Raw genomic sequence first — 16,929 nt, 5'->3', positions numbered from 1 at the left:
CGTTGGATCACTATGGACCTGTCCAACGTCTCTTTCCGCTACCGGCGGCGGGCCCCCGACGTGATCAGGAACGCGGATACCGTCCTGAACCCCGGCGACGTCATCGAGCTGACCGGCGCGAACGGCGCCGGCAAGTCCACCTTGCTCCGTCTGCTGGCCGGCCTGACCCACCCCACAAGCGGCAAAATATCGGCCCGCCCCAGAACAGTCGGCTACGCCCCCGACCACCTCCCCACAGCGCAACCCTTCACCGTGTCCGCCTACCTGGACCACATGGCCCGCATCCGAGGCGGCGCCACCTGGCGTCCGTGGGCCGACCGCCTCAACCTCACCCATCTCGTACGGCTCCCGCTCCGCGAACTGTCCAAGGGCAGCGCCCACAAGGTCGCCCTCATCCAGGCGCTCATGTGCCAACCGGGCCTGCTCCTCCTCGACGAACCCTTCGCCGGCCTGGACACCGACACCCGCGAAGCCCTGCCCGCGATCGTGACCGAGCTGGCCGCCCGAGGCACCATCGTGGTGGCCGGCGACCACGAGGCGGGCCTCCACGACCTCCCATCCCTCCGCCACTGGACACTGACCGACGGCATCCTGCAAGAACCCACCCCAGACCACGAACCCCACCTCACCTCGAACCACGCGCCTGACCTGGTTCCGGGCCACAGGCCCGACCTCGTTCCGGGCCACACACGTGGCCACGTGCCCGACCAGACACCCGATCTCGCCCCGGACCACGCACCGGGCACCGGGCAGCACCACAAGTCGGACCACGCGCCGGATCTCGTTCGCTCGACGGCCACGTCCAGTCGAGGGGCGGCGTCCGTACCGGCGGCTTCCTCTGACCAGGCGGTTTTGTCCGCATCCGCCGCGGTCCTGGCGTCTGGCGTGGACGTCGGTGCGGTGGGAGTCGATCGTCCGGCGGAGGCCGGGCGGCTTGGTGGGTCGGAGGGCGGTGTGGTGGTGGAGGTGCGGGTGCCCGATGGCGAGGTGGGGTCGTTTCTGGCGCGGATGCGCGCGGAGGGCTACGAGGCCACGGAGGCGGCACAATGATCGCGTTGACCAGGTTCCGGATATCCGCCTATGTCCAGTCGCATCGGGTCTACCAGGCGCTCATCCCGATCCTGGTGTTGCTGGCGATCATCTACGCCAACCGAGCGCCGATCGGCTCCGAGGCCGCCGCGTTGGCCGACTCGGCGGTACTGATCATCCCGGTGCTCGCCTGGGCCACCCGTTCCCTGCTCGACACCGAGCCCGACGATCAACGCGCCATCTCCGCCACCACAGCCGGAACGCGCACCCGCGAACTGACCGGCGGCCTCCTGGCGGCCTTGGCGGTGAACACGGTGTTCGCCACGCTGGCCCTGGCCTGCGGCCTGCTGATGGGACTGGAGTCCGGCCCGACGACCGACGTGCTGTTCGCCGTGACGGTCCTGCACGTGCTGGCGGTGCTGGCCGGGCTGGTCCTGGGCGCACTGACGAGCCGGGTGATCCTGCCCTCCCCCGCGCTGTCCATCATGGCCCTGCTCTTCGGCTACCTGGCCATGCTGCTGATCAGCATCACCCCGGCCTACTGGCTGACGGTCCCGGTCACGGCGTGGCTGAAGTCGGCAGGATCGGGTGCCCTACCGTCGGACCTCCCGGTACTGGGCGCCATCTCGCTGGCGTGGTGCGTGGCCGGCCTCGCCTGGTACGCCTGGCTACGCCGCTCCCGCCCCTGACGAACTCCACGCCCCCTAACCGGTCACCGCTTCACCCTCCGCGGGTCGACGGGGCCGTTGCGGCGGGGACCACGTCCGACGTGAGAAGCGATCCCCCCGATCGGCGCCCAGGCACGGCGGCGGGTGGCGTGGGGGTGGCGGAGCCGTAACGGATGGGGGGCGTGAAGGCGGAGCCGTCACGGAAGAGCGGCGTGACAAGAGAAGGCGCAGGGCCACCGCGACGGCGCAACCTGGAGAAGAGACGGCGGGCCCTGAAGAAAAAGACGGGCCCTTGAGAAAGAGACGGGCCCTTGAGAATGAAGCGGGCCCTGAAGGAAGAGACGCGGCCTGGAGATCTTGAGTGGAGACGGCGGGGTTACTCGGCGGCGGCGAGTTGGCCGCACGCGCCGTCGATTTCGCGGCCGCGGGTGTCGCGGACGGTGACCGGCACGCCGTGGAACTGCAGGCGGCGCACGAACGCGCGCTCGTCCTCCGGCCGTGAGGCGGTCCATTTGGAGCCCGGCGTCGGGTTGAGCGGGATCAGGTTGACGTGCACCAGCTTGTTCTTGACCAGCTTGCCCAGCAGGTCCGCCCGCCACTCGTGGTCGTTGATGTCCTTGATCAGCGCGTACTCGATCGACACCCGGCGCTTGGTCTTGGCCGCGTACGCCCACGCGGCGTCCAGGACCTCGGCGACCTTCCAGCGTGTGTTGATCGGCACCAGCGTGTCGCGCAGTTCGTCGTCGGGCGCGTGCAGCGACAGTGCGAGCGTCACCGGCAGTCCCTCGTCGGCGAGCTTGCCGATCGCCGGGACGAGGCCGACGGTCGAGACCGTCACGCCGCGCGCGGAGATGCCGAGGCCGTCGGGGGCGGGTTCGACCATGCGGCGGACGGCGCCGATGACCTGCTTGTAGTTGGCCAGCGGTTCGCCCATGCCCATGAAGACGACGTTGTTGATCCGGCCGGGGCCGCCGGGCACGTCGCCGGAGGCCATGGTGCGGGCGCCGGCGACGACCTGTTCGACGATCTCCGCGGTGGACATGTTGCGGGTCAGGCCGGCCTGGCCGGTGGCGCAGAAGGGGCAGTTCATGCCGCATCCGGCCTGGGAGGACACGCAGATCGTGGCGCGGTCGGGGTAGCGCATGAGCACCGACTCGACCAGCGCGCCGTCGAACAGCCGCCACAACATCTTGCGGGTGGTGCCCTGGTCGGTGGTGAGCTCGCGGACCGAGGTCAGCAGCGGGGGCAGCAGCGCCGACAGCTTCTCCCTGGCCGGGGCGGGCAGGTCGGTCATCGCCTCGACGTCGGTGGTCAGGTGCGTGAAGTAGTGGCGCGAGAGCTGGTCGGCGCGGAACGGCTTCTCACCGAGTTCGGCCACGGCGGCGCGGCGCTCGGCCATCGTGAGGTCCGCCAGGTGCCGCGCGGGCTTGGCCCGGCGGGGCGCTACGAAGGTGAGCTGGCCTGGCTGCTGGGACACGTTCCTGCCTCATCTCGACGGTTACCGACCAGGGTAGTGAACGTCTCGCCCGCGTTTGTCATTCCTACGGCCTCTCGCCTGTGATCGGGCTGCGATCTACAGTCATCTCGTATGGCGATTTATCGGGCGGGTGAGCAGCCGGGTGAGCACACCCAGGCCGAGGTCGTCCTCGTGGCCGGCAACCCCTACGGGAGCCGCACCCTGGTGATCGAGCGGGACGAGGACGCTTCGGTCGCCTACCTGTGCGCGCCGGATGGCACGGTCCACGGCGCCGTCTGGCTGGCCAACCACCGCAAAGCGCCCGGCGCGGTCGACCTGAGCCGCATCAACGCGGGCCTGCCGCCCGTCATGCCCCACGCCAACACCGTCCATCCCGGCGGTCGCCGGCCGCTCGGCCAGCTCAGCGCCCTGTGGTTCGAGGAGGGGGACGGCGTCGCCGTCTACGAGAACGACGACCTGCTGGCCGTCATCCCCGGCTGGGCCGACATGTCCAGGGGCATGCCCGGGTACGCCCGCGACGCCATAGGCGAGACCCCGTTCGCCTGGTCGCTGCCGGAGGCGCTCGAAGGACTGCTGCCCCGCATCTCCAACGCCCGCTCCTACTGGCGCTGGCGGCACCGCGAGGGCTCGTGGCCGGCGTTCCAGCAGTTCGTGATGGGCCATCTCGACCGCACCCTCGGCCCCGCCGACCGCTACTGGGACGCCAGCGGCGAGCGCCTGCCGACGGTCGGCATCACCGAGCGGCCTCCGTTCGGCGAGCGCGAGTTCACCGTGCTGTCCACGGTCGGGATGAGCTGCCAGCGCATGCCGACGGTCGAGCAGTGGATCGACCGGCCGCGCGCGTACTCGCGGATCGAACTGGCCGTCGCCACCCGCCAGGATCCTCGGGAGGTGGCGCTGGTGCTGGTCTGGCTGGCGCAGTACCCGTGGCATTCGGTCACCTGGCTCGGGCACGGGCACACCGCGCAGTGGTACCACGAGCCGTCCACGTTCCCCCTCGGGGCCGACTACTCGGGCGTGCTCATGCTGGCCGATCCGCCGGACTTCCCCGACATGTCGGGGTTCGCGTTCGGAGGTGAGGCCGTACGGTGGCTGTGGCTGGTGCCCGTCACCACCGCGGCCTTAGAAGAACAGCGCCAGTAGCAGCCAGATCGGCACCAGTGTCGTGACCAGCGAGTCGAGCCGGTCCATGAGCCCGCCGTGGCCGGGCAGGATCGTGCCGAGGTCCTTGATGCCGAGGTCGCGCTTGATCATCGACTCGATCAGGTCGCCGATCGTGGCCAGCGCCGCCGCCAGCACCCCGATCAGCGCGCCCTGCCAGAACTCGCCGTCCATGCGCCAGATGACCAGCCACGCCCCGACGCCCACGCAGGCGAGCACCGATCCGGCGAAACCCTCCCAGGTCTTCTTCGGGCTGATGATCGACATCTTGTGCCGGCCGAACAGCACCCCGGCGAAATATCCGCCGATGTCGCTGGCCACGGTCACCGCGATGAAGATCAGCACCCGGTCCGCGCCGTCCTGCGGCGACAGCAGCAGCCCGATGAACCCCGCCAGCAGCGCCGGATAGACCAGGGTGAACACCGAGGCGGTGGCGTCACGCACGTACCCGTCGGTGCCCGAGCTGAACATCCGCCAGATCAGCATCACGAACACGAACACCGCGAACGTGCCCACCAGCGAGACCGCGCCGCCCCAGTACGCCCCGGCCAGCATGCCCGCCGTGCCCACCAGCGCCGGAGCCAACGGCACCACGATGCCCCGCGTGCCGAACGCCTTGACCAGCTCCATCACACCGACGCCGACCGCCGCCACCACCACGAGGAGGAAGATCTCCTTGATGGTGTAGATCGAGACGATGACCGACGCGCCCAGCGCGGCGCCGACCGCGATCGCCGCGGGCAGGTTCCTTCCGGTACGGCTGCCGCCGCTCGGGCTGGTGCCAGCCGTACTTTCTTCCACAGACTCTCCCAAGCCGGGATTTCTTGCCGATCACCCTGGAATGCCCCCAGCCCCGCGCGGGGATGGGGGCACCACGGCTTGCCGTACTGGAGCCTAGACCTCGAGCAGCTCGGCTTCCTTGTGCTTGAGCAGCTCGTCGATCTTGGCGACGTGCTTCTGGGTGATGTCGTCGAGCTCCTTCTCGGCGCGGCGCACCTCGTCCTCGCCCGCGTCGCCATCCTTGATCATCTTGTCAAGGGTCTCCTTGGCGGAGCGGCGGATGTTGCGCACCGACACCTTGGCGTGCTCGCCCTTGTTGCGCGCGACCTTGATGTACTCCTTGCGGCGCTCCTCCGACAGCTCGGGGAAGTTCACGCGGATCACCTGGCCGTCGTTGCTCGGGTTGACGCCCAGGTCGGAGTCGCGGATCGCCTTCTCGATCGCGGCCATCGAGCCCTTGTCGAAGGGCTGGAGGATGACCATGCGGGCCTCGGGCACGTGGAACGAGGCCAACTGCTGGATCGGAGTCGGCGAACCGTAGTAGTCGGCGTTGATCTTGTTGAACATCGACGGCGTGACTCGGCCCGTGCGGATACTCGCGAAGTCCTCCTTCGCGACCGAGACAGCCTTGTCCATCTTTTCCTCGGCTTCGAGGAGGGTTTCGTCGATCACAGCGGCTCCCTGCTGTTTTGGTCGCCCGTCCGTAGGGTGGGCTCCCTGCTGCCTTGGTCGCCCGTCCGTAGGGTGGGCTCCCGTCTACTTGCCTGCCGGACTCACCAGCGTGCCGATCTTCTCACCGCGGACCGCCCGCAGGATGTTGCCCTCACCCATCAGGTCGAAGACCACGATGGGCAGGTCGTTCTCCTTGCACAGACTGATCGCGGTCTGGTCCATGACCGTCAGATCGCGGACCAGGACCTCTGCGTAGTCCAGGTGGTCGAACCGCACGGCGTCCGGGTTCTTCCGCGGGTCGGAGTCGTAGACCCCGTCCACCTGCGTGCCCTTCAGCAGCGCCTCGGCGCCGATCTCCAGCGCGCGCTGCGCCGCGCACGTGTCGGTGGAGAAGTACGGGGTGCCGAGCCCGGCGCCGAAGATGACCACGCGGCCCTTCTCCAGGTGCCTGATCGCGCGGCGCGGCAGGAACGGCTCGGCCACCTGCTGCATCGTGATCGCGGTCTGCACGCGGGTCTCGACGCCGCGCTTCTCCAGGAAGTCCTGCAGGGCGAGGCAGTTGATGACCGTGCCGAGCATGCCCATGTAGTCGGCGCGGGCACGGTCCATTCCGCCCTGCGACAGGGTGGCGCCGCGGAACATGTTTCCGCCGCCGACAACCACGGCGACCTGCACGCCCTCGCGCACCGCCTCGGCGATCGAGTCGGCCAGATGGCCGACGACGACCGGGTCGATGCCCATCTCCTCGCCGCCGGCGAACGCCTCGCCCGACAGCTTCAGCATGACCCTTCGATACGAAGAAGCCGCCGACGTAGCTGGCTCCTGGTTCTCCTGCACGCGGCGGCCTCCTCGGTAGGTGGTTCTGATGTGGGGCTGAGGGCTTGACTAAGCCTAAGCCTGACCCACCTTGAAGCGAACGAAGCCGAGCACCTCGACGCCGTTCTCGGCGGCGTACTTGGCGATGGACTTCTTGTTGTCCTTCACGAACGCCTGCTGCAGCAGCGTGAAGTCCTTGTACCAGCCGTTGACGCGACCGTCGACGATCTTGGAGATCGCGGCCTCGGGCTTGCCCTCGTCGCGCGTCATCTCCTCGAAGAGCGCGCGCTCCTTCTCGATGACGTCGGCGGGGACGTCCTCGGCCTTGAGGTACTTCGGCGCCATCGCCGCGGCGTGCTGGGCGATGTCCTTGGCGACGTCGGCGTTGGGCTTGTCGAGCTGCACGAGCACGCCGACCGCCGGCGGGAGCTGCGGGTCGGTCTTGTGCATGTACGCGCCGACGTAACCGCCCTCGAGCACCGCGAAGCGGCGGATCTCGATCTTCTCGCCGAGCGCGACGTTGGCGTCGTCGAGGTGGTTCTGGACGCTCTTGCCGTTGTACTCGGAGGTGAGCAGCGCCGGCACGTCGGCCGGGCGGGTGGCCAGGATGTGGTCGACGACCTCGGCCGCGAGCTCCTGGAAGCGCTCGGCCTTGGCCACGAAGTCGGTCTCGCAGTTGAGCTCGAGCAGCGCCGCGGCGCTGTCGCCGTCCTGCTTGAGCGCGACCAGGCCGTTGGAGGCGGTGCGGGACTCGCGCTTGCCGACGTCCTTGGCGCCCTTGAGGCGCAGGATCTCAACGGCGCGGTCGAAGTCGCCCTCGGCCTCCTCGAGCGCCTTCTTGCAGTCCATCATGCCGGCGGCGGTGAGCTCGCGAAGCCGCTTGACGTCGGCCATGTTCACGGAAGCCATTGCTTTTTCCTCGTGGGATCTTCGTCGTGGATCGGGTGGGCGCCGGGATCCGGCAGCCCACCCTTCAAGCCTTCTGTGCCGGTACGGCTGTCGCCGCCGGCTGGTCGGCACGACCCGCGGGAGCCGTACCGGGAGCCTTGGATCTTTGCCTTGCGCGCAGACCTCCGGCGCCGCTCGCGCGGGCCGGGACCGCTTTCGCGGGCCCGCCGCCCCCACGACCCCGAGTTCGGGTCGTCAGGCGGCGGGCCCGCTCGTGCGGGACCTTCAGGCCTTCTCGGTCTCGTCCTCGACGCCGGCCTCGGCCTCGGCGGGAGCGGCCTCAGCCTCGGCGACGACCTCGGCCTCGTCCTCGGCCACAGCCTCGGCGGCGACGTCGGCGTCCTCGACAGCGACCTCGTCGGCGGCCGCGGGAGCGACCTCGGCGACAGCCTCCTCGGCAGCCTCGGGAGCGGCCTCGGCGGCGACCTCAGTGGCGGCTTCGGCGGCGGCGCCCTGCTCGATGAGCTCGCGCTCCCACTCGGCCAGCGGCTCGGCGGCGGCCGGCTTCTCGTCGCCGCGAGCGGCGCCGGAGCGGGCCATCAGACCGGCGGCGACACCGTCGGCGACGACGCGGGTCAGCAGGCCGACGGCGCGGATGGCGTCGTCGTTGCCCGGGATCGGGTAGTCGACCTCGTCGGGGTCGCAGTTGGTGTCGAGGATCGCGACGACCGGGATGCCGAGCTTCTTGGCCTCCGAGATCGCGATGTGCTCCTTCTTGGTGTCGACGATCCACACCGCGCTGGGCACGCGGCCCATGTCACGGATACCGCCGAGCGTGCGCTCCAGCTTCTCCTTCTCGCGGCGGCGCATGAGGAGCTCCTTCTTGGTGAGCCCCGACGCGGCGACGTTGTCGAAGTCGAGCTCCTCGAGCTCCTTCAGACGCTGAAGCCTCTTGTGCACGGTGGAGAAGTTGGTGAGCATGCCGCCCAGCCAGCGCTGGTTGACATACGGCATGCCGACGCGGGCGGCCTGCTCGGCGATGGCCTCCTGGGCCTGCTTCTTGGTGCCGATGAACAGCACCGTGCCGCCGTGGGCGACGGTCTCCTTGACGAAGTCATAGGCGCGGTCGATGAACGCCAGCGACTTCTGCAGGTCGATGATGTAGATGCCGTTGCGCTCGGTGAAGATGAAGCGCTTCATCTTCGGGTTCCAGCGACGAGTCTGGTGTCCGAAGTGAACGCCGCTCTCGAGCAGCTGTCGCATGGTGACGACGGGGGCCATGTGCTGGTCCTCCAGGTCGGCGCGCCGTGCGGCGCGATTCTCGGTTGTGTCGCGGCAGTCGGGTACTGCCGCCCTGATGCCTCTGAGCCACTCCTGCCGGAACCTTGCGGCCCGGACCGAGGGATCGGCTCGCGGTGAGGCATGCGAAGTCGGCCCGTCAGTGACAGGCCATCGGAAAGTCTACCTCCCGCGCTGACCTCACGGGTCAGACGGCGTCGTGGTCCTCCGTGGGCAATCCGGGCACCGGACGCTCGGGGCGCAGGTAGATGGAGTACTGCACGACCACGGTACGCGCGTCGCCCGGCGCGTCCTCCCTCGACCCCGCCTGATAGGGCGCCAGGAGCGCATCCATCTGCTCGCCCAGGCGGCGCATCTCCTCCGGCCCGATGTGCAGGAACTTCCGCCGCCAGGTCGATCCCGCCCGCCACTCCCGCGGCTCGCGGTCCACCTGGCCCATCGACCGCTTCAGGTCGGCGTGGGCCTCGTCGTAGACGGTGTGGATCAGCAGTTCCTTGGCGGCGCGCAGTTCCGGCGCGTCGTCGGGTTCCGTGGACACGCTCAGCCCCTGGCCGGTCGAGCGCCACACGCGCTCCCTGCCGTCGGCGCGGGGCGGGGCGTCCTCCACGAAGCCGTATTTCGCCAGCATGCGCAGGTGGTAGCTGGCGGCGCTCGGGGTGACTCCGGCGAACTCCGCGATCTCGGTGGCCGTCGAGGGTCCCTCGACCTGCAGCCGGTTCAGCATCTCCAGGCGGGCGGGGTGGGCCAGCGCGCGCATCACCTTGGGGTCACTGAGCACGTCGGTCATGTGCAAACCGTACCCGGATCAGATCTGAAGGATTGCTTTCACAGTTATGAAGGATTATCTTCATAGTTGTGAAGGGTTTCCTTCACAGTCTTTGGAGGAGCTCATGACCGTCCCCTTGCGCCGCAGGCCCGACTACCGCCTTCTCTGGGCCTCCCGGACGATCTCGGTCGCCGGGACCGAGGTGTCCAAGCTGGCGGTGCCGCTCACCGGCATCACGCTGCTCGCCGCGAGCCCGTCGCAGATGGGCCTGCTCACGGCCGCCGCCTTCGCTCCCGCGCTGCTGTTCGGGCTGCAGGCCGGGGCCGTCTCCGACCGCCTGCGCAGGCACCGTCCGCTGATGATCGGCTGCGAGCTGGTCGCCGCGGCGGCGGCGCTGGCCGTACCCGCCGCGTGGCTGCTCGGGGCGCTGAGCGTGCCGCTGCTGGTGGCCGTCGCGTTCGTCATCGGCGCCGCCGGGGTCGTCTTCCGCGCCGCCAACTTCCCCCACCTGGCCACCGTCGTACCAGCCGGCCAGCGCACCGAGGCCATGGCCGGCCTGCAGGCGTCGTACTCGGTCGCCTCCGTGGCCGGGCCGGGGCTCGGCGGCTTGCTGGTGCAGGTGCTGACGGCGCCGCTGGCCGTACTGGTGGAGGGGGTGTCGTTTCTGCTGTCCGCCCTGCTGATGGGCCGCATCCGCACCCCCGAGTCACACAACCCAGCGGCCTCACGCGGCATGCTGCGCGACGTCGGCGAAGGCCTGCGCGCCTGCCTCTCGAACCCCTCACTGCGCGCCCTGCTGGGGGCCGGCGTGACCATCAACTTCTTCGCCATGGCCTACACGGCCGTCTCCATGCTCTACCTGGTCAACGTTCTGGCCATCCCCAAGGGCCTGATCGGCGTGCTCGTGGCGCTGTCCGGGGCCGGAGGGCTTCTCGGGGCCTGGCTGACCGCCCGCCTGAACCGGCGTACCGGGACGAACCGGCTGCTCAAGTGGTCCGTGGTCCTGTTCCCCGTCGACTTCCTGACGGTCGGGCTGATCGGCGGGCCGATGTGGTGGAAGATCCTCGCCATGGCCGTCAGCGGGGTGGCCACCGGGATGCTGGTCGTGACGTTCGCCACCTGCATGGGGGCGGTGCAACTGCGTGAAGCCCCGGCCGAGCTGCGGGGACGGGTCAACGCCACGTTCACGTTCGCCGTGCAGGGAGTGCTGGCGGTGGGCGGGCTCGTGGGTGGCGTACTGGCCGAGGTGGTGGGGCTGCGGACGGTCATCCTCGTGTGCGCGGCGGGGATCGCGCTGAGCGCCATCTGGATCTGGGCTTCGCCGTTGCGGGGGTCCGAACTGGACTCCGCCCGGCCTCCGTCTGGGGAGACTGCGGCGCCGCTGCGGGCGTCCATGTGGCCGCGCCCGTCTTCCGGCTACGGCTCTCCCGGGTACGGCTCTTCCAGGTACAGCTCTTCCGGGTACGGCTCTTCCGGGTACGGCCGGCGCGGTCATGTGCCGCCTGGGCGCGTCGATCAGACGATGGGACAGGCCATCTACGAGCTCACCCTGGTCAAGATGCGCTCACTGATGTAGACCACGGCCCGCCTCCTTGCGCTGGCCCGGCCGCGGCCCGCCTCCTTGCGCTGGCCCGGCCGCGGCCCGCCTCCCCGCGCCACTCCGGGCGCAGCCCGGCTCCCCGCGCCACTCCGGGCGCAGCCCGGCTCCCCGCGCCACTCCGGGCGCAGCCCGCCTCCCCGCGCCACTCCGGGCGCAGCCCGCCTCCCCGCGCCACTCCGGCCGCAACCCGGCTCCCCGCGCCGCTCCGGGCGCAGCCCGGCTCCCCGCGCCTGTTCGGGCGCAGCCCGGGTTCGGGGTGGGGTTGCTGTCCACAGGCCCGCTGACCGGATGGGGTTTGTCCACAGAACCCCGTTCGCCCCCTCGCGGGCCGGGGCCGCTCCCCCATCCTGGCCGCCATGATTCGCGCCTCACTCGCCCTCCTCCTGGCCCTGGCCCCCTCCCCCGAAGCGGTGACCTGGCAGTGGCCCCTGACCGACCACGGGGTGGTACGCCGCTTCGCCCCGCCCCCGGCCCCATGGCTGTCCGGCCACCGCGGCGTCGACCTGGCGGCCGACCCGGGCACCGCCGTACACGCCGCGGGCCCAGGCACCATCGGCTACGCCGACCAATTGGCCGGTCGCGGCGTGGTCACCGTCCACCACCCCAACGGCCTGCGCACCACGTACCTCCCCGTCCTCCCATCGGTGCGCACAGGCCAGCACGTGACCACCGGCGCCCCGATTGGCACCCTCCAGAGCCTCGACCCGCCCCACTGCCGGCAGCACTGCCTCCACTGGGGCCTCCTGCGCGAACGCCGCTACCTGGACCCCCTCCTCCTGACCGGCACCGGCCTGGTCCGTCTTCTCCCGCACTGGCCATGAGCGAAGAGGCTCAGATCGGGGCAGAGTAAGACCATGCCGACCGGAGCACCCAGCCAGCCCGACGACGAGGCGGCGGAGATCATCACCGCGTTCGAACGCCACCTCAGGCTGGAGCGCGACCTGTCCCCCCACACCATCCGCGCCTACGTCTCGGACGTGACCTCACTCCTGCACCACCTGAGAGACCAGGACACCGGCGAAACGTGGCTGACCGGCCTGAACATAGCCACGCTCCGGCACTGGCTGGCCGCCCAGCACGCCGAAGGGCTGTCCCGGGCGACGCTGGCCCGCCGTACCGCGTGTGCCAGGACTTTCACCGCGTTCTGCCACCGCCAAGGCCGGATCCCCACCGACCCGGGCCTCCTGCTGGGCAGCGCCAAGGCGCCGAGAACGCTGCCCGCCGTACTGGACCAGCCGCAGGCCCAAGCCGCCCTGACCCCGACGGACGAGACCACTCCCAAATCCCTGCGCGACCAGGCGATCCTCGAACTCCTCTACGCCACCGGCATCCGTGTGAGCGAACTGTGCTCCCTGGACGTGGACGACATGGACCGCACCCGCCACGTCATCCGAGTGGTCGGCAAAGGCCGCAAAGAACGCACCGTCCCGTTCGGCCTCCCCGCCCTGCGAGCCGTCGACCTGTGGTCCGTCAACGCCCGCCCCCTGTGGAGCACCCCCAAGTCCGCCAACGCCCTCTTCCTGGGCACAAGAGGCGGACGCATCGACCCCGGCACCGTCCGCCGCATCGTCCACACCCGCCTGCGCCAGGTAGAGGGCGCCCCAGACCTGAGCCCCCACGGCCTACGCCACAGCGCCGCCACCCACCTCCTGGAAGGCGGCGCCGACCTGCGCAGCGTCCAAGAACTCCTGGGCCACTCCTCCCTGAACACCACCCAGATCTACACCCACGTCTCCATAGACCGCCTCCGAGCCGCCTACCGCCAAGCCCACCCCCGCGCATAACCCCCACCGAGCCGCCCTGACCCCCCTCCACCCGGCCCCCGTTGGCGCTGCCCCCAACAAGGCACCCCTCCCGAGCGCTGTGCCAAAGCCCCGCACCCCGCACCCCGCACCCCGCACCCCGCACCCCGCACCCCGCACCCCGCACCCCGCACCCCGCACCCCGCACCCCGCACCCCGCACCCCGCACCGAGTGCGACGCTCTCAGCCGCACGCGCGTTACCCGGCGGGAGTTATCCACACCCCACTCACGGCGCCCCCGACCGTCCCCAGAACCCCGTTCGGCGATTTCCCGAGATCCCGTCTGCGCGACAGTCATCGACATGTCCGCGAAACAAGACCTCGGCAGGCAAGGCGAGCAGCTAGCCGTCACATACCTGCAGTCCGAGGGCATGGAGATCATCGAGCGCAACTGGCGCTGCCGCCACGGCGAGATCGACATCATCGCCCGAGACGGCCCAACCCTCGTGGTGGTCGAGGTCAAGACCCGCTCCACTCGCTCCCACGGCACCGCCCTGGAGTCGGTGAGCCCCATGAAGCTCTCCCGCCTCCGCATGCTCGCCGCGAAGTGGCTGGCCGCCCAGCGGTGCGGCTACGAAACCGTCCGCGTGGACGTCATCGCCCTGGAACGCTTCGCCGGCGACTTCTCGATGCGCCACATCCGGGGGGCGATCTGAATGGCCGTGGCCCGCACCAGAAGCGTCGCCCTCATCGGCGTCACCGGCCGAACGGTGGAGGTTGAGGCCGACGTGGGCAATGGCCTGGCCGGCATCTCCCTGATCGGCCTGCCCGACACCGCCCTGAGCGAGGCCCGCGAGCGGGTGCGTTCCGCGATGGTCAACAGCAATTACCCATGGCCGGACGCCCGCATCACGGTCAGCCTCTTCCCCGCGAGCCTCCCCAAACGAGGCAGCCAGTTCGACCTGGCGATCGCGGTGGCCATTCTGGGCGCGGCCGGAGTGGTCCCCGCCGAACGCCTGGCGTCGTTCTCCTTCCTCGGCGAACTGGGCCTGGACGGCCGCCTCCGTCCCGTCCGCGGCATCCTCCCGTCCGTCCTGAGCACCGCGAAGGAGGGCGACATAACGGTCGTGGTCCCCACCGCGAACGCCGCCGAGGCCAGCCTCGTCCCCAACGTGAAGGTGGTCCCGGTCCGCGACCTCCGCCAGCTGGCCGAATGGCTACGCAGAGGCGACGGCCCACCCGAACCGGAACTCCCAGAAACCCCGCTGACCCCCACGATCTCCCAGGTACGGCCCAGCGTCGACCTCGCCGACGTCGTAGGCCAGCCACTGGGCAGGCGAGCCCTGGAAGTGTGCGCGGCGGGCGGCCACAACCTCTGGCTCCTCGGCCCGCCCGGCACCGGCAAGACCCTCCTGGCCGAACGCCTGCCCACCCTCCTGCCCGATCTGCAACTGGACCACGCCCTGGAGGTGACCGCCATCCACTCGGTAGCCGGAGTCCTGCCTCCCGACAGCCCCATGATGAGCAGGCCGCCGTTCGTCAGCCCGCACCACACGGCGACGCCGGCGGCCATAGTCGGCGGCGGCAGCACGATCATCCGTCCGGGCGCCGCGTCCCTTGCCCACCGGGGCGTCCTGTTCATGGACGAGGCGCCGGAGTTCCAGCGATACGTCCTGGACTCACTACGCCAGCCCCTGGAATCCGGCTACGCAACCGTCTCGCGGGCGGCGGGTTCGGTGACCTTCCCGGCCCGCTTCATGCTGATCCTCGCCGCCAACCCCTGCCCATGCTCACAGCCGCAGGAAGGCGACCACACCTGCCGCTGCACCCCCGTCGTCAAACGCCGCTACCTGGGCAAACTCTCCGGCCCGCTGCTGGACCGCATCGACATGAAGGTCACCGTGGCGCGCTCCTCCCGCAGAGAACTGATGGCCGACCGCCACTTCGTCGAGTCCAGCGAAGTAGTCGCCGCCCGGGTGAAGGCGGCCAGAGACCAGGCCGCCGAACGCCTGTCCCGCACCCCATGGCGCACCAACGCCGAAGTCCCGTCCACAGCCCTCCACACCGACTTCCGCCCCACGAACGACGCCATGAAGCCCCTGTCGGCCAGCCTCGACTCCGGCACGTTGAGCACACGAGGCCTGGACCGCATCATCCGAGTCGCCTGGACCCTCACGGACCTGGCGGGAAAGGACCGTCCCGAGGTGGAAGAAGTCTCGACAGCGCTGGCCCTGTGGCTGGGGGTGGGCTGATGCCCCAGGACGACGACCTCCTGGCCCGCGTGGCCCTCATGCGAGCCGCGGACGCCGGAGACAAGCTCATGGGCCGCCTGGTGGCCCAGTTCGGCGCCGTGGAAACCCTCCGCCTGATCCACGCCCACGCCAACTCCTCAGGCACCCCCGCCCTCCTCACAACAACCCCGACCGCGCCCCACCCTGAGTCGTCGACCACGCCACCGCAGGTCAGCTCTCCTGCCACGTCTTGCCGGACCGCATCCCCGGCCATCGCCCCCAACGCCACATCCCTGATGGACCCACACCTCTTCAAGACTCAGACCGCACCCCTCCAGGTTGTTCCTCTCCAAGCCCTCTCCTGCCAGGCCAGTTGCGAGGGACGGGCTTGCCCTTGCCAATCCCCATCCGCAATCGCTCCTCACCAGGCAGGACCCTCCCAAGCGGCGTCCCTGGCCTTGCTCTCCCAGACCACCTGTCTCGGCGACTCGCAACACCCCACCGCGCAGCAGAGGCCGGCCCGCTACCAGGGCACTCCCAGCCCTGCGGGACCCCAGGACGTCCTGACCGGACGCGTCCTCCAGGCCGGAGACCCGCCCCACGCCTACCTCGGGGAGTGGGTCCAGCTCACGACCGAGGGCGACTTCGCGCTGCCCCCGACACCCGAGCTTGAGCGCCAAAGCGCCAACGCTGGTGAGGACCACAAGGGAGACCAACGCCCCAACGGCCGAGCAGCCAATGGCGACCGTGCGGCCACACGGGACGCGACAACGTCGGACGCGCAGGAAGCCAGGCTCAGACGGCGGCTGCGGGCGTGGCAGGCGCGGCTGGAGGCGGCCGACCCGGAAGCGGATCTGGCGGCAGGTGAGAAGGCGGGTGCCCGGCTGATCATCCCCGGCACCCCCGAATGGCCCACCCAGCTCGACCAACTCGGCACCAGCCGCCCCCTCGGCCTGTGGGTGAACGGCACGGCCGACCTCCGCTACTCCTGCCTGCGTTCGGTGTCCATCGTGGGCGCACGGGCGGCGACGCCGTACGGAACTCATGTGGCGGCGGAGTTCGCGGCGGGCATGGCCGAGTCCGGCTGGACAGTCGTCTCAGGCGGCGCCCTTGGCATCGACGGCGCCGCGCACCGGGGGACGCTGGCCGCCGGTGGCACCACGATCGCCATCCTGGCCTGCGGCGTGGACATCTCCTACCCGAGCGGTCATCACGACCTGTTCACGGAGATCAGGGCAGACGGCGCGGTCATCAGCGAATGCCCGCCCGGCGTTCACCCGACCCGCGCCCGCTTCCTGATCAGGAACCGCCTGATAGCCGCCCTCTCCCGGGGAACCCTCGTGGTGGAGGCGGCTCTGCGCAGCGGCGCGGCGAACACCGCGGCCCACGCGCTGACCCTGTCGCGCCACCTGGCCGTGGTCCCGGGTCCGGTCACATCGGAGATGTCCGCGGGCTGCCACCGCCTGCTCCGCGACCGCAAGGCCGTCTGCGTGACCACTCCGGCGGAACTCATCGACCTGGTCGGCATGATCGGCGACGACCTGGCCCCGACCCAGCGCGGCCCCGTGGTGCCCCACGACGCGCTCTCAGAGACGGCCAGGAGCGTCCTGGACGCCGTGCCCGGCAGAGGCGGTGCGGGGACCGCCACCATCGCGGTAGCCGCGGGCACAGACCTCTCCACGACCCTCAGCGCCCTCGGCAGCCTGGCCGCCGCCGGCTACGTCCTGCGCACCCCAAAGGGCTGGCGCCTCAAACCCGGCGCCTTCTCCCGCCCCTGACCCCGTCTCAGAGCCCAGAGGC

At 70.3% G+C, this 16,929-nt stretch carries 16 protein-coding genes; 9 read left to right on the top strand and 7 right to left on the bottom strand.

Annotated features, from left to right (window positions below):
• Positions 1–12: 12 nt before the first annotated feature.
• On the top strand, positions 13–1,050 hold the full coding sequence (locus tag ACIBHY_RS13485) for an ATP-binding cassette domain-containing protein (RefSeq protein ID WP_397306782.1): 1,038 nt from the start codon (positions 13–15) through the stop codon (positions 1,048–1,050).
• Positions 1,051–1,055: 5 nt separating this feature from the next.
• Positions 1,056–1,718: a hypothetical protein gene (locus tag ACIBHY_RS13480; protein ID WP_397306781.1), complete on the top strand. Its 663-nt coding sequence runs from the start codon at positions 1,056–1,058 to the stop codon at positions 1,716–1,718.
• A 355-nt stretch (positions 1,719–2,073) separates the two neighbouring features.
• Here the strand turns inward: ACIBHY_RS13480 and rlmN are convergent, their stop codons facing one another.
• Positions 2,074–3,174 carry a 23S rRNA (adenine(2503)-C(2))-methyltransferase RlmN gene (rlmN, locus tag ACIBHY_RS13475; protein ID WP_397253614.1) on the bottom strand — a complete coding sequence of 367 codons (1,101 nt, stop codon included), beginning with the start codon at positions 3,172–3,174 and terminating at the stop codon, positions 2,074–2,076.
• Between the two features lie 111 nt (positions 3,175–3,285).
• Between rlmN and ACIBHY_RS13470 the strand changes: the two genes are divergently transcribed.
• Entirely contained in the window at positions 3,286–4,317 is a 1,032-nt protein-coding gene (locus ACIBHY_RS13470; protein ID WP_397253612.1) for a suppressor of fused domain protein, read from the top strand.
• Here the strand turns inward: ACIBHY_RS13470 and ACIBHY_RS13465 are convergent.
• From ACIBHY_RS13465 to ACIBHY_RS13440, 6 genes are all read right to left on the bottom strand, one after another.
• Entirely contained in the window at positions 4,297–5,136 is an 840-nt protein-coding gene (locus tag ACIBHY_RS13465; protein WP_397095304.1) for a phosphatidate cytidylyltransferase, read from the bottom strand. The two genes, ACIBHY_RS13470 and ACIBHY_RS13465, sit on opposite strands and share 21 nt — an antisense overlap.
• A gap of 93 nt (positions 5,137–5,229) precedes the next feature.
• On the bottom strand, positions 5,230–5,787 hold the full coding sequence (gene frr / locus ACIBHY_RS13460; protein WP_397253610.1) for a ribosome recycling factor: 558 nt from the start codon (positions 5,785–5,787) through the stop codon (positions 5,230–5,232).
• 84 nt (positions 5,788–5,871) lie between these two features.
• Positions 5,872–6,570: a UMP kinase gene (pyrH, locus tag ACIBHY_RS13455; RefSeq protein ID WP_379620386.1), complete on the bottom strand. Its 699-nt coding sequence runs from the start codon at positions 6,568–6,570 to the stop codon at positions 5,872–5,874.
• A gap of 108 nt (positions 6,571–6,678) precedes the next feature.
• Positions 6,679–7,512: a translation elongation factor Ts gene (tsf, locus tag ACIBHY_RS13450; protein ID WP_397253608.1), complete on the bottom strand. Its 834-nt coding sequence runs from the start codon at positions 7,510–7,512 to the stop codon at positions 6,679–6,681.
• A gap of 264 nt (positions 7,513–7,776) precedes the next feature.
• Positions 7,777–8,772: a 30S ribosomal protein S2 gene (gene rpsB, locus ACIBHY_RS13445; protein ID WP_397253606.1), complete on the bottom strand. Its 996-nt coding sequence runs from the start codon at positions 8,770–8,772 to the stop codon at positions 7,777–7,779.
• Positions 8,773–8,977: 205 nt separating this feature from the next.
• Positions 8,978–9,577 (bottom strand): ArsR/SmtB family transcription factor, encoded by a 600-nt coding sequence (locus tag ACIBHY_RS13440; protein WP_397253604.1) that lies wholly within the window; start codon positions 9,575–9,577, stop codon positions 8,978–8,980.
• A gap of 103 nt (positions 9,578–9,680) precedes the next feature.
• Here ACIBHY_RS13440 and ACIBHY_RS13435 point away from each other — a divergent pair, with 103 nt between their 5' ends.
• From ACIBHY_RS13435 to dprA, 6 genes are all read left to right on the top strand, one after another.
• Positions 9,681–11,132 carry an MFS transporter gene (locus ACIBHY_RS13435; protein WP_397306780.1) on the top strand — a complete coding sequence of 484 codons (1,452 nt, stop codon included), beginning with the start codon at positions 9,681–9,683 and terminating at the stop codon, positions 11,130–11,132.
• Between the two features lie 380 nt (positions 11,133–11,512).
• The gene (locus ACIBHY_RS13430) at positions 11,513–11,977 is read left to right on the top strand and encodes a murein hydrolase activator EnvC family protein (RefSeq protein ID WP_397253600.1); all 465 of its coding nucleotides are present in this window, start codon (positions 11,513–11,515) and stop codon (positions 11,975–11,977) included.
• A gap of 33 nt (positions 11,978–12,010) precedes the next feature.
• Entirely contained in the window at positions 12,011–12,940 is a 930-nt protein-coding gene (locus ACIBHY_RS13425) for a tyrosine recombinase XerC (RefSeq protein WP_397306779.1), read from the top strand.
• A 320-nt stretch (positions 12,941–13,260) separates the two neighbouring features.
• Entirely contained in the window at positions 13,261–13,614 is a 354-nt protein-coding gene (locus ACIBHY_RS13420) for a YraN family protein (protein ID WP_397306778.1), read from the top strand.
• Positions 13,615–15,150: a YifB family Mg chelatase-like AAA ATPase gene (locus tag ACIBHY_RS13415; RefSeq protein WP_397306777.1), complete on the top strand. Its 1,536-nt coding sequence runs from the start codon at positions 13,615–13,617 to the stop codon at positions 15,148–15,150.
• Positions 15,151–15,587: 437 nt separating this feature from the next.
• Positions 15,588–16,907 (top strand): DNA-processing protein DprA, encoded by a 1,320-nt coding sequence (dprA, locus tag ACIBHY_RS13410; protein ID WP_397306776.1) that lies wholly within the window; start codon positions 15,588–15,590, stop codon positions 16,905–16,907.
• Positions 16,908–16,929 lie beyond the last annotated feature (22 nt).

The sequence above is a fragment of the Nonomuraea sp. NPDC050547 genome (assembly GCF_044457345.1).
In the GTDB taxonomy this organism is placed as follows: Bacteria; Actinomycetota; Actinomycetes; order Streptosporangiales; family Streptosporangiaceae; genus Nonomuraea.
This window is presented reverse-complemented; position numbering and strand designations above follow the sequence as displayed.

Coding starts and splice junctions, on each gene's coding strand:
- rpsB (WP_397253606.1), bottom strand. CDS start 8,772: ATGGCCCCCGTCGTCACCATGCGACAGCTGCTCGAGAGCGGCGTTCAC.
- tsf (WP_397253608.1), bottom strand. CDS start 7,512: ATGGCTTCCGTGAACATGGCCGACGTCAAGCGGCTTCGCGAGCTCACC.
- ACIBHY_RS13415 (WP_397306777.1), top strand. CDS start 13,615: ATGGCCGTGGCCCGCACCAGAAGCGTCGCCCTCATCGGCGTCACCGGC.
- ACIBHY_RS13425 (WP_397306779.1), top strand. CDS start 12,011: ATGCCGACCGGAGCACCCAGCCAGCCCGACGACGAGGCGGCGGAGATC.
- ACIBHY_RS13430 (WP_397253600.1), top strand. CDS start 11,513: ATGATTCGCGCCTCACTCGCCCTCCTCCTGGCCCTGGCCCCCTCCCCC.
- ACIBHY_RS13435 (WP_397306780.1), top strand. CDS start 9,681: ATGACCGTCCCCTTGCGCCGCAGGCCCGACTACCGCCTTCTCTGGGCC.
- ACIBHY_RS13420 (WP_397306778.1), top strand. CDS start 13,261: ATGTCCGCGAAACAAGACCTCGGCAGGCAAGGCGAGCAGCTAGCCGTC.
- ACIBHY_RS13485 (WP_397306782.1), top strand. CDS start 13: ATGGACCTGTCCAACGTCTCTTTCCGCTACCGGCGGCGGGCCCCCGAC.
- ACIBHY_RS13440 (WP_397253604.1), bottom strand. CDS start 9,577: ATGACCGACGTGCTCAGTGACCCCAAGGTGATGCGCGCGCTGGCCCAC.
- ACIBHY_RS13470 (WP_397253612.1), top strand. CDS start 3,286: ATGGCGATTTATCGGGCGGGTGAGCAGCCGGGTGAGCACACCCAGGCC.
- pyrH (WP_379620386.1), bottom strand. CDS start 6,570: ATGCTGAAGCTGTCGGGCGAGGCGTTCGCCGGCGGCGAGGAGATGGGC.